Annotated in this window: 10 protein-coding genes; 8 read left to right on the top strand and 2 right to left on the bottom strand. The window is 57.8% G+C overall.

The features are described 5' to 3' along the window. Positions 1-34 precede the first annotated feature (34 nt). Positions 35-949: a kdo(2)-lipid IV(A) palmitoleoyltransferase gene (gene lpxP, locus KOSB73_RS13790; RefSeq protein ID WP_004138325.1), complete on the bottom strand. Its 915-nt coding sequence runs from the start codon at positions 947-949 to the stop codon at positions 35-37. Positions 950-1827: 878 nt separating this feature from the next. Here lpxP and fecI point away from each other — a divergent pair. The 7 genes from fecI to fecE all read left to right on the top strand — a co-directional run bounded on the left by fecI (position 1828) and on the right by fecE (position 9394). Further along, positions 1828-2349, top strand: a complete 522-nt coding sequence (gene fecI / locus KOSB73_RS13780) for a ferric citrate uptake sigma factor FecI (RefSeq protein WP_024359511.1) — start codon at positions 1828-1830, stop codon at positions 2347-2349. After that, a complete protein-coding gene (gene fecR / locus KOSB73_RS13775) occupies positions 2346-3293 on the top strand; it encodes a ferric citrate uptake sigma factor regulator FecR (RefSeq protein WP_064342473.1) in 948 nt (315 codons plus the stop codon). Before fecI ends, fecR begins: the two co-directional genes overlap by 4 nt. Before the next feature lie 96 nt (positions 3294-3389). Next, positions 3390-5720, top strand: a complete 2331-nt coding sequence (gene fecA / locus KOSB73_RS13770) for a TonB-dependent Fe(3+) dicitrate receptor FecA (protein ID WP_098140590.1) — start codon at positions 3390-3392, stop codon at positions 5718-5720. 58 nt (positions 5721-5778) lie between these two features. Beyond that, on the top strand, positions 5779-6681 hold the full coding sequence (locus KOSB73_RS13765; RefSeq protein WP_098140589.1) for a Fe(3+) dicitrate ABC transporter substrate-binding protein FecB: 903 nt from the start codon (positions 5779-5781) through the stop codon (positions 6679-6681). Next, complete coding sequence (gene fecC, locus KOSB73_RS13760) at positions 6678-7676, top strand: iron-dicitrate ABC transporter permease FecC (protein WP_024359515.1); 999 nt, start codon at positions 6678-6680, stop codon at positions 7674-7676. Before KOSB73_RS13765 ends, fecC begins: the two co-directional genes overlap by 4 nt. After that, a complete protein-coding gene (gene fecD, locus KOSB73_RS13755) occupies positions 7673-8626 on the top strand; it encodes a Fe(3+) dicitrate ABC transporter permease subunit FecD (protein ID WP_098140588.1) in 954 nt (317 codons plus the stop codon). The genes fecC and fecD overlap by 4 nt, the downstream gene beginning before the upstream one ends. Then, positions 8627-9394, top strand: a complete 768-nt coding sequence (gene fecE / locus KOSB73_RS13750; protein WP_049130898.1) for a Fe(3+) dicitrate ABC transporter ATP-binding protein FecE — start codon at positions 8627-8629, stop codon at positions 9392-9394. 36 nt (positions 9395-9430) lie between these two features. Here fecE and fraE read toward each other — a convergent pair whose 3' ends face one another. Continuing rightward, positions 9431-10474 (bottom strand): fructose-asparagine asparaginase, encoded by a 1044-nt coding sequence (gene fraE / locus KOSB73_RS13745; protein WP_004138332.1) that lies wholly within the window; start codon positions 10472-10474, stop codon positions 9431-9433. 278 nt (positions 10475-10752) lie between these two features. On the opposite strand from fraE, the gene KOSB73_RS13740 reads away from it, so the two are divergent. Further along, positions 10753-11940: an HD-GYP domain-containing protein gene (locus KOSB73_RS13740; RefSeq protein WP_024359519.1), complete on the top strand. Its 1188-nt coding sequence runs from the start codon at positions 10753-10755 to the stop codon at positions 11938-11940. Positions 11941-11957: the final 17 nt, after the last annotated feature.

The raw sequence follows: 11957 nt of genomic DNA, 5'->3' as shown, positions 1-11957 counted from the left end.
GGACCATTTTGAAAGCGCCGCGAGTGCGGATGCCTTAATAGAGCGAAGTTTCACCCAGCGGACGGGTTTTAAAGCGGCGGTGAACCCATAGATACTGCTCCGGCGCGCGCAGGATTTCTTTCTCAATAACCTTATTAATATAGCTTGCCGCATCCTGTTTATCTTCGCCAGGATAGTCGCTCATTACGTCGCTGATGTGCAGGCTATAACCCCGGCGATCCGCTTTACGCACCATGCTGATGGTGAGCATTTTCGCGCCCGATAAACGAGAGAGCACGTAGGTGCCGTTGGTCGTTGCGGCCTGCTGTACCGAGAAGAACGGGGCAAATACGCTCCCCTTCGGACCGTAGTCCTGATCCGGCGCAAACCACACCGCTTCACCCGACTTTAGGGCATGCACCAGACCGGATAAATTACGACGGTCGATCATCGCCTTGTTCGAGCGCAAACGACCGCGCGTCTGCACCCACTCCATTAACGGGCTATTGTGCGGACGGTAGGTCGCCATCATCGGACGACACAGCCCCATCGTACGGCCGCCCAGCTCAAGAGACATAAAGTGGACGCCGACAACCATCACGCCTTTTTGTTCGCTCAGGGCATTGTTGAGATTAACCATGCCTTCGACGTCAAACCATTTCTTGACGCGTTCATCGCTCCAGAACCATGCCATGCCCGTTTCGATCAGGCCCATCCCTAGTGACATGAAGTTCTGCTCAATAAGCTTTTCGCGCGCCGCGGGCGACATCGTGGGGAAGCAAAGTTCGAGATTACGTCTGGCGATATGCTCACGACGCTTAAGGAAGCGCCGGGATGCGCGACCGGCGCTGGTACCGATAAGATGCAATACGGGATAAGGGAGCTGGACGATAAGCCAGAGCACGCCCAGGCCAAACCAGGTCCCCCAATTACGGGGATGAAGCAGTTTTTTATTAAAAGCGTAAGACATGTTTTTTCCTGTAAACATTAGAACACGAGGTAACGCTTAAGGAAAAAACGAGTCCCTTCATCTGTCATTAGGCGGTACGTGTAGCAGTTCAGACAATAATAATCCTGGTAAATTCACTCCGGCAAGTAAAAAAAGAGCCCAGTAGCAAAAAACACAATACCAGCACACTTGTAACAAAATGTAAAATAAAAAATGAAGAATAGTCAACAAATATCCATCACAAGAATGATTAACACGCTAATCATTCAACATGAAGCGGCGTGCCAGCAGACCAGAACGCGGCGGCTTCAGCCCCGCTAAGCGCCGCTGAAACCGTACCGCGCGGCACCTGGGACCCGGCGAGATCGGGGTAGGCTTTCCTCTCCGTTATCCATTTAACAACGTTTGCCGATACGCTATTCCTTTATGTTCTATAAGCCTCACTGACATAAAAGAGAAATATTTAAAAGGAATCCAGGAGTAAAGCCTAAAATAAGAATCAGCTTATTTTAGTTTCCTGACAATAATTAATATTTATCGACAATTATCGATATTGCCGCAGGTTATTTCAGACTTTTTACCTCCGTTACTTTAACAGAACAGCAGGCAATAAAGTTAAGGTGCCTTTTCTGGCGTGGAAAAAAGCGCATCATACTTACAAATCCCGGACGTTTCTCGCTCTTCAACACCCCGCCCGTTGCAGACAATTTTAAGCGCCTGTGTGCATTCAGCTGATTTGAAGCCAATTCCGCGATCGGCATAAAAATCTATTCAATATTTAACAATAACTTATCGTTACTATTGTGCGGTATCGCGCCGTGACGATCGCGCTTCAATTGAAATGATAACCATTCTCATATTAATATATGCCGTATTGATCAACTTTTCTGAACCTGGCTATGTCCCCTTCTTCCGCCATCGCCTCTCCGCTGACGCTTGCCTCGCTGTATAGCGACCATCACGGCTGGCTGAAAAAATGGCTTACCCATAAGCTGCAATCCGTTTATGACGCCGACGACGTAGCGCAGGATACCTTTGTCCGAATTATGGCCGGCGGGTCGCTGTCGACCATTCGCGACCCAAAATCTTTTCTTTGCACAATTGCCAATCGGGTGATGATCGATCTGTTCCGCCGAAATGCGCTGGAGCGCGCATGGCTCGAGATGCTCTCTCAGCTACCGGAAGAACTCTCCCCTTCCCCGGAACAGCGACAAAGCCAGCTTGAATTGTTACAGCAGATTGACGCCATGCTGGACGGGCTTAACGTCAAAGCCCGGGAGGCCTTTTTACTCTCGCAGCTTGAAGGATTGACCTACGCCGACATCGCCAGCCGCCTGGCGGTTTCCGTCAGTTCGGTTAAGAAATATATCGCGAAAGCCACCGAGCACTGCCTGCTGTTTCGTCTGGAGAATGGCCTGTGAAACCAATGCTAAGCGACTCCCGTCGTCAGGCGCTGCGTTCCGCTTCGCACTGGTACGCGGTCCTCAGCGACGGGCGCGTGAGCCCGCAGCAGGAGGCCCGCTGGCAGCAGTGGTATGAACAAAACAACGAAAATCAGTGGGCGTGGCAGCAGGTAGAAAACCTGCGCCAGCAGATGGGGCAGTTGCCGGGCGGGCTGGCCAGCCGCGCCCTTCACGATAGCCGCCTGGCGCGTCGTCACGTGCTGAAAGGGCTGCTGCTTTTACTGGTCGCCGGCGGCGGCTGGCGGCTCTGGGAGTCCGAGCTGGCGGAGGGGCTGCGCGCCGACTACCGAACGGCGAAGGGTATGCCGCGCCAGCAGCGGCTTGCCGACGGTACGCTGTTAACCCTGAATAGCGAAAGTGCCGCCGATGTCCGTTTTGACGCCCGGCAGCGGATGGTGCATTTACGCTATGGCGAAATCGCCATCACCACCGCTCAAGACAGCCGGCGGCGGCCATTCCGGGTGCAAACCCGCGAAGGCACCCTCACCGCGCTCGGCACCGAATTCACCGTCCGTCAGTTTGCCGGCGGCACCCGGCTGGCGGTACAGCAGCATGCCGTAGAAGCCGTTTTACCGTCCGGCGGCGCCCAAATCGTTAACGCCGGGGAAAGCCTGTGGTTTACCCGCGATCGTTTCGCCGCTCTGGTGAAGCTCAACGGCGGCGAGGATAGCTGGACCCGAGGCGTGCTGACCTTTCGCGATACCGCGCTGAGCGAGGTAGTCGCCACCCTCGCCCGCTATCGCACCGGAGTGCTGCGCTGCGATCCCGCCGTGGCTGATTTACGCCTGAGCGGCACCTTTCCGCTGCGCGATCCGGACGCCATCCTGCAGGTCATCGCGCAAACGCTGCCGATTAAATTGCGGTTTGTCACCCGCTACTGGGTCACGCTCGCCGCGGCCTGAGAAAAAAACGAAAAAATTCTCATTCTCCTTTGTCCCTTTTCCCCTGCTCGTTCGACTTATTAGGTGAATACAACCAAAAACGATCGTGGAGAAAACATGACGCCCGTACGCGTTTTACGCAAACCGATGCCTCTGGTGATGGCCATCCGTTTAAGCCTGCTGCCGTTCGCGGCGCTGGCTGCCGCGCCGGCATTTGCCGCCGCGCAGTTTGATATTGCCGCCGGAGATTTAGATACCGTACTAAACCAGTACGCCGCCCGCAGCGGTATCACGCTCTCTGCCGACGCCAGCCTGACGCGCGGCAAGCATAGCCCGGGCCTGCACGGCAGCTTTGAAACCGAAGAGGGCCTGCATACGTTGCTGAACGGCAGCGGATTACGGCTAAAGCCGCTGGGCAAGAATGTCTGGACCCTGGAGCCCGCGCCCGTTAGTTCAGAATCCACCCTCACCGTCGTCGGGGACTGGCTCGGCGACGCGCGCGAAAACGATGTCTTTGAACACGCCGGCGCCCGCGACGTTATCCGTCGGGGGGATTTCGGCAAAACCGGCGCCGCCACGATGCGCGAAGTGCTGAACCGGATCCCCGGCGTTAACGCGCCGGAAAATACCGGTACCGGCAGTCACGATCTGGCGATGAACTTTGGTATTCGCGGCCTCAATCCGCGCCTTGCCAGCCGTTCCACGGTGCTGATGGACGGTATTCCGGTTCCCTTCGCCCCCTACGGCCAGCCGCAGCTTTCTTTGGCGCCGGTCTCGCTCGGCAATATGGACGCCATCGATGTCGTGCGCGGCGGCGGCGCGGTGCGCTACGGGCCGCAGAGCGTCGGCGGCGTGGTGAACTTCGTCACCCGCGCAATCCCCGAGAATTTTGGCATTGAGGGCAGCGTTGAAGGACAGCTCAGCCCCACCTCGTCGCAAAACAACCCGAAAGAGACGCATAACTTCGCGATCGGCGGCACGGCGGAAAACGGTTTCGGCTCCGCTCTGCTCTATTCTGGCACCCGCGGCAGCGACTGGCGCGAACGCAGCGCGACGCGGATTGATGATGTGATGCTGAAAAGCAAATACGCGCCCAACGAAGTGCATACTTTTAACAGCCTGCTGCAATACTACGACGGCGAAGCCGATATGCCCGGCGGCCTCTCTCGCGCCGACTATAACGCCGACCGCTGGCAGTCGACCCGACCTTACGACCGCTTCTGGGGGCGTCGTCAGCTCGCCAGCCTCGGCTACCAGTTTCAGCCGGATGCGCAGCATAAGTTTAATATTCAGGGGTTCTATACGCACACCCTGCGCAGCGGCTACCTGGAACAGGGCAAGCGCATTACCCTCTCCCCGCGCGAATACTGGGTCCGCGGCATCGAACCGCGCTACAGCCAAAGCTTTATGATCGGCCCATCCGCCCACGAAGTCGGCGTCGGCTATCGCTACGTCAACGAATCGACCCACGAAATGCGTTACTACACCGCTACCACCAGCGGCGAGCTGCCCAGCTCCGCCAGCCCGTACGATCGCGATACCCGCTCCGGCACCGAAGCGCACGCCTGGTATATCGACGATCGTGTGGATATCGGCAACTGGACGATTACGCCAGGGATGCGCTTCGAGCACATTGCGTCTTATCAGGACAACGCTCTGCTGGGCACCCGCGAACGGGTCAGCTATAACGCCCCGCTCCCGGCGCTGAACGTTCTCTATCACCTCACCGACAGCTGGAATCTTTATGCCAATACAGAAGGTTCATTCGGCACCGTACAGTACAGCCAGATTGGCAAGGCTGTGCAAAGCGGCAATGTGGAACCGGAAAAAGCGCGCACCTGGGAAGTCGGCACCCGCTACGACGACGGGGCGCTGACCGCCGAAATGGGGCTGTTCCTGATCAACTTCAATAATCAGTACGACTCCAACCAGACCAATGACACGGTGACCGCCCGGGGTAAAACGCGTCATAGCGGCCTGGAAGCGCAAACCCGTTACTCTCTCGGCGAGCTTTCACCCGCCCTTGATAATCTCTCGCTCTACGCCAGCTATGCGTACGTCAACGCTGAAATCCGCGAAAAGGGCGATACCTACGGCAATCAGGTTCCCTTCTCGCCGAAACACAAAGGCAGCTTTGGCGTCGATTACAAGCCCGGCAGCTGGACGTTTAACCTCAACAGCGACTTCCAGTCCAGCCAGTTTGCCGATAACGCCAATACCGTTGCCGAAAGCGCCGATGGCAGCACCGGCCGTATTCCCGGCTATATGCTGTGGGGCGCTCGGGTGGCCTACGACTTTGGCCCGCAGATGGCCAATCTCAATCTCGCGCTGGGGGTGAAAAACATCTTCGATCATGAGTACTACACCCGCTCATACGACGATAACAACAAAGGGCTTTACGCCGGCCAGCCGCGCACGCTGTACCTGCAAGGGTCGATGAAGTTCTGATGAGAATGGATTGCCGGACAGCGGTATTAGCGCCCTGTCCGGAAAACGGGAGTTGATTATGTTTAGCCTTGTTCGCCTGTGTATTTTCAGCCTGCTGTTTCTGGCAGGCCCGGTATTCGCCGTCACCGTGCAGGATGAGCACGGTCGCTTTACGCTTGATAAAACGCCGCAGCGCATCGTCGTGCTTGAGCTCTCCTTCGTCGACGCGCTGGCGGCGGTCAACGTCAGCCCGATTGGCGTGGCCGATGACAACGATCCGTCGCGTATTCTGTCGGACGTACGCGCGCGCCTGAAGCCCTGGCAGTCGGTGGGCACCCGCGCTCAGCCTTCGCTGGAAGCAATTAGCGCGCTGCATCCCGACCTGATCGTTGCCGATAGCAGCCGCCATGCCGGGATCTACGCCGCCCTGCGGCAGATTGCCCCGGTACTGCTATTGAAATCGCGCAATGAAACCTGGGAAGAGAACCTGCAGTCCGCGGCGATTATCGGCAAAGTCGTGGGTCAGGACGAGGAGATGCAGCGGCGTCTGGCGCAGCACCGGCAAAAAATGGCGGCGTTTTCCCGTCAGCTGCCGGCTGGCGCCAGCGTGCTGTTTGGCACCTCGCGCGAACAGCAGTTTAATCTTCATTCATCGCAAACCTATACCGGCAGCGTGCTGGCGGCCCTTGGCCTGAAGGTTCCGCTGCCGAACGGCGGCGCGCCGATGGCGGCGATAAATCTCGAACAGCTGCTGGCGCTAAATCCGCAATGGCTGCTGGTCGCCCACTACCGCGCTGAAAGCATCGTCACAAAATGGCAGCAGGACGCGCTGTGGCCAATTCTGCAGGCCGAGCAAAAACAGCAGGTCGCCGCCGTCGATAGCGACAGCTGGGCGCGGATGCGCGGGATCGTTGCCGCCGAGCGTATCGCCAGCGATATGGTGAAAATCGTCCACCACCAGGCCGTCGATATCGCGCCATGAAACTCTTCCATCGCGCGCGCTTTATCTGGGGATTGCCGCTGCTGGCGCTCACCGGCCTGTTCTGGTTGAGCCTGTTCTGCTATTCGCCGATCCCGATTTCGCCGTTAAACGCGCTTCACGCCCTGCTGGCGCCAGATACGCCTGCGCTTGCGGAGGCGCTGGTGCTTAACCTGCGCCTGCCCCGCAGCCTGGTAGCGATAATGCTCGGCGCCTCGCTGGCAATGTCCGGGGCCTTATTGCAAACGCTCACCCATAACCCGCTGGCGTCGCCTTCGCTGCTGGGCATTAATAGCGGCGCGGCGCTGGCGATAGCGCTGACCAGCGCCTTCAGTCCGGCGCCGCTGGCAGGCTTTTCGCTGGCGTTGATAGCCGCCTGCGGCGGCGGACTAAGCTGGTTGCTGGTGATGACCGCCGGCGGCGGCTGGCGCCAGCAGCTGGATCGCCATCGGCTGATCCTCGCCGGTATTGCTCTTTCGGCGCTATGCATGGCTCTGAGCAGAATGACCCTGCTGCTGGCGGAAGATCGCGCCTGGGGCATTCTGACCTGGCTTGCGGGCGGCGTTTCTCACGTGCGCTGGGCCGAGTTCTGGCAGCTTTTCCCTTTTTTCGCGCTCATTGCTCCCGGCGTATTCCTGCTGGCCAACGCGCTTAATCTGCTCAACGTCGGCGATACCGCGGCCCATTCGCTGGGAGTGAATTTGCCGCGCCTGCGCCTGCTTATCAACGCGGCCGTGTTGCTGCTTACCGGCGCCAGCGTCAGCGTCGCCGGGCCGGTGGCCTTTATTGGCCTGCTGGTTCCGCATCTGGCGCGCTTTTGCGCAGGTCACGATCATCGTTTTCTTCTACCCATGAGCGCGGTGTTGGGCGCCCTGCTTATGCTGCTGGCCGATATTCTCGCCAGAGCGCTGGCCTGGCCAGGTGAACTGCCGGCGGGCGCGGTGCTGGCGCTGGTCGGGGCGCCTTGTTTTGTCTGGCTGGTCAGGAGGCGGGGATGAGACGACGCATCGTTTTTTTACTGCTCGCGCTGACGCTGTTAACCCTCTTCTCGCTGCGGATGGGCGCGATCCCGCTGCCGTGGCAAGTGCTGCTCGGCGGATGGCATGCGGACAGCGAGTATCACTATGTCCTTATGCAATATCGCCTGCCGCGCGTCGTGCTGGCGCTGATTATTGGCGCCGCGCTGGCCGTTTCCGGGGCGCTGGTTCAGGGTGTGGTGCATAATCCGCTGGCCTCGCCGGACATTCTGGGAATTAACCACGGGGCGAGCCTGGCCTCGGTGGCCGCATTGTGGTTTTTGCCGTCCCTGCCCCTGCCGTGGTTGCCGCTGCTGGCCTTTATCGGCGGGATGGCAGCGATGACGATCGCGATCGCGCTTGCCGGGTTTTCCCGTCCAATGCGCCTGGCACTCACCGGCATCGCGCTGTCGGCCTGCTGGGCCAGCGTGACCGATTACCTCTTACTTTCCCGGCCGCAGGAGATCAACAATGCGCTGCTGTGGCTGACCGGCAGCCTGTGGGCCAGGGACGGTTCATTCGTCGTTATCGCCCTGCCCCTGCTGGCGATTTTGCTGCCCTTAAGCTTCGCCCTCAGCCGCGATCTTGACCTACTGGCGTTAGGCCGCGACCGCGCGGGAACCCTCGGCGTCAACGTGCGCCGGCTTAACGGCTACGCGTTGACGCTGGCGGTCGCCCTCGCGTCGATCGGCGTGGCGGTTTGCGGCCCCATCGCCTTTATCAGCCTCGTGGTGCCGCATCTTGTGCGTCGCCTGTTCGGCGGTCGCCACCGCTATTTATTGCCCCTGTCCGCGCTGACGGGCGGGCTGGTTCTGCTACTCGCCGATCTGCTGGCGCGAACGCTGCATCCGCCGCTTGAGCTGCCGGCAGGCGTATTGACGGCGATTATCGGCGCGCCCTGGTTTATCTGGCTGCTTGTGAGAATGCGTTAAATGGAACTGCGAACCCAAAAGCTCACCGCCGGCTATGGCGGCAAACACGTTATCAATCATCTCGACCTGACGCTGCCCGGCGGCAAAATCACCGCGCTGCTGGGGCCAAACGGCTGCGGTAAATCAACGCTGCTGAAGTGTTTCTCCCGCCTGCTAACGCCGCTCGCCGGCGAGATCTGGCTCGGTGATGTCGCCTTAACGCGCCTCTCCGTGCGTCAGCTGGCGCGCCGACTGGCGCTGTTGCCGCAGCAGCATCACGTTCCGGAAGGCGTCAGCGTACGCGAGCTGGTCGGCTATGGCCGCAGTCCGTGGCTACCGCTATGGGGTCGGCTTACAGAGCACGATCGACAGCTGGTCGACAGCGCGCTACAGCGCACCGGCATCGCTGCGCTGGCGGAACAGCCGCTGACCGCCCTTTCCGGCGGCCAGCGGCAGCGGGCTTTTCTGGCGCTGCTGCTGGCGCAGGATACGCCGCTGGTGCTGCTCGATGAGCCAACGACCTGGCTGGATATTAATCATCAGGTGGAACTGATGACGCTGATGCGCGAGCTGCAGCGGATGGGAAAAACCGTGGTTACCGTGCTGCACGATCTCAACCAGGCCAGCCGCTACTGCGATCATCTGGTGGTGCTTGAAGGGGGGCAGGTGCGGGCTCAAGGTTCAGCGGAAACGGTGCTGACGCCGGAGATGCTGCGGGAGATCTTTCACCTGGAAGCGGAAATTCACCCGGAGCCGGTGTCGCAGCGCCCGATGTGCGTGGTGAAATAACCCGGGTAAGGCGCCCTGCGCCCTACCCGAAGTTAATCAGTAGGTGTGGAAGTACTGCTGGATCACCTGCGGATTTTTCGTTTGCGTCAGCGCCGTCATCAGCAGGATGCGCGCTTTTGCCGGGTTGAGCGAATCGGATACCAGCCCCGGCTGGCCATCATCAACCGGCACGACGCCGCTACCGGTGCGCGAGGCGCGAACCACCACGATACCGGCTTTTTCCGCTTTTTCGATCCCCGCCGCGCTGCGTACGGAGACCGATCCCGCGCCGGTGCCCGCATAGATAATGCCGTCTACATGGTGCGCGATCGCCGCGTCATACATATATTCAGGGTCATCCTGATAGCCATAAATAATGACTACCTTCGGTAGCGCGTTAAGCTGGCGGACGTCAAAAACCGAGCGCACGGTATGAATTTTATCCACGCGCGTTTCGAACTGCGGTTTGCCGCTCACGATAACGCCCAGATAGCCCTCTTCCGGCGCCTTGAAGGTATCCAGCGTTGTGGCATTGGTCTTCGTAACGAAACGCGCGGCGCCAATGCGATCATTGAGGACCACCATCACGCCGCGGCCTTTCGCTTGCGGATCGGCCGCCACGGTCACCGCTTCCAGCAGGTTCATCGGGCCGTCGGCGCTGATGGCCGTGGCCGGACGCATCGCCGCCGTGAAGACTACCGGTTTATTGCTTTTTACCGTCAGGTTGAGGAAGTAAGGCGTCTCGTCCAGAGTATCGGTGCCGTGGGTAATCACCACGCCGTCGACATCATCGCGGGCCAGCAGCTCATTGACGCGTTTTGACAGCTTGAGAATAATGTCGCTGGTCATATTTTCGCTGCCGATATTGGCAACCTGTTCGCCGTCAACGCGGGCGACTTTGCTCATCTCAGGCACGGCATTAATCAGCGTCTGGACGCCAATCGCGCCGGCTTTGTACCCGGTAGTCTGGGTATTGCTGGCTGCCGAACCGGCAATCGTTCCTCCGGTCGCCAGGATAACGATATGCGGCAGACGCGTATCACTAAATGCAAAAGCGCTTATCGTCAGTAACGTAATTGCCAGTAATGCTCTAAAATTCATCATGACTCATCCCAAAATAGATATTAAATATATTCGCGCAGAGAGAATGCAAACGGCTTGCCAGGATTTAATATATTTTACCTGTTAAAAGTGATTAACTATCAGACAAAAAAGGATTTTTACTTCGTTCTGAGCGCTACTTTGGTGCAGGAACGCGCTAAAAACGGGCATGACATAAAAGCGAAATCAGAATCAACTTATTCAATCTATTTTGTCGTGTCGGCATCGCTATCAACGAAATAGACCAACACGATGCGGGTAATGCGATGGAGAAAACGATGCGTATCGCCTTAAAATCAGCATTGATGCTTACCTCCCGCGTCATACAAGTAATTAATCCCGAATTACACCTGCATATGCAACGCACGGCGCTGATTGCGCTGGAGCTTGCGCAGGCATCGGGCCTATCGCGCCGGCAGCAGCAAACTATCTTTTGCGCCGCGCTGCTGCACGACATTGGCGTGCTGGGCGATAAAAGGGCGTTTTCGTCGCTGAACGCCATCGATAACCTCAATGATCCACATCAGCACCGGGGAGCCGAAATGCTGGCCGGGTTAGCCACCCTGGCCCCCATCCTGCCGATTATCCGCGATCACCATTTTAGCCCAAACCACAGAGGCAGCCTCGAACAGCATATTGTCTATTTTGCCGACGTTTTTGAACGCCAGCTCCCTGGTGATAAGAGCGCAACCACCTATCAAACCGATATGAGTATTGATAACTTCCGCGCGCTTTACCAGGCGATCGACCCGCCGCTGTGTCAGACCTTGTGCCAGCTCGCAGAAAAAGAGCATTTTTGGCTGCATCTTAATCCCGGACATATTCAGCGAATGCTGGAAATCATCGGCCCCATCAACGATGTGTATATCGATATCGACGGTCTGAAAGATATCTGTCTACTTATTGCCAAAATTGTCGATACCTACAGCAGCTTTACCGCCAGCCACAGTCTGAAGGTTGGTCAAATTTCGCGCGCCCTCGCCGCTTATATGAGTCTGCCGGATCTGGAGTGCAGGAAGATTGAGATTGCCGGTTATTTGCACGATATCGGCAAAGTGTATATTCCGCTGGCAATCCTCGAGAAACAGGGTGAGCTGAACGACGAAGAGTTGCTTCAGGTTCGCGAGCATAGCTATATGACCGGCGAAATTCTTAGCACCTTCAGCGAACTCGGCGAGATAATTAACTGGGCCGCAAACCATCATGAAAAACTGGATGGCAGCGGTTATCCGCTTCATCTCAATGAGGATTACCTGCAACTACCGGATCGGATTATCGCCATCGCGGATATATTCACCGCGCTGACCGAAGACCGCCCCTATCGCCCAGGAATGCGCCGTCAGCAAGCGTTACAGCTGATAGAGAGTGATGTTATAAATGGCGCGTTGGATAAAGATGTGTATCGCATTTTGCATCAGCATGCCGAAGCGCTGCACGCTATTATTACTCACACGCTGCCCCCTTAATCACCGGTTTTTTCTGG

It is taken from the genome of Klebsiella grimontii, assembly GCF_900200035.1.
Taxonomy (GTDB): domain Bacteria; phylum Pseudomonadota; class Gammaproteobacteria; order Enterobacterales; family Enterobacteriaceae; genus Klebsiella; species Klebsiella grimontii.
Note: the sequence above shows the minus strand (reverse complement) of the source record. Positions and strands in the feature narration are given on the sequence as shown.

Bases quoted from the DNA above. Each gene is read 5' to 3' on its own strand.
- fecA (WP_098140590.1), top strand. From the start codon at position 3,390: ATGACGCCCGTACGCGTTTTACGCAAACCGATGCCTCTGGTGATGGCC.
- fecE (WP_049130898.1), top strand. From the start codon at position 8,627: ATGGAACTGCGAACCCAAAAGCTCACCGCCGGCTATGGCGGCAAACAC.
- fecI (WP_024359511.1), top strand. From the start codon at position 1,828: ATGTCCCCTTCTTCCGCCATCGCCTCTCCGCTGACGCTTGCCTCGCTG.
- fecD (WP_098140588.1), top strand. From the start codon at position 7,673: ATGAGACGACGCATCGTTTTTTTACTGCTCGCGCTGACGCTGTTAACC.
- fraE (WP_004138332.1), bottom strand. From the start codon at position 10,474: ATGAATTTTAGAGCATTACTGGCAATTACGTTACTGACGATAAGCGCT.
- lpxP (WP_004138325.1), bottom strand. From the start codon at position 949: ATGTCTTACGCTTTTAATAAAAAACTGCTTCATCCCCGTAATTGGGGG.
- KOSB73_RS13740 (WP_024359519.1), top strand. From the start codon at position 10,753: ATGCGTATCGCCTTAAAATCAGCATTGATGCTTACCTCCCGCGTCATA.
- fecC (WP_024359515.1), top strand. From the start codon at position 6,678: ATGAAACTCTTCCATCGCGCGCGCTTTATCTGGGGATTGCCGCTGCTG.
- KOSB73_RS13765 (WP_098140589.1), top strand. From the start codon at position 5,779: ATGTTTAGCCTTGTTCGCCTGTGTATTTTCAGCCTGCTGTTTCTGGCA.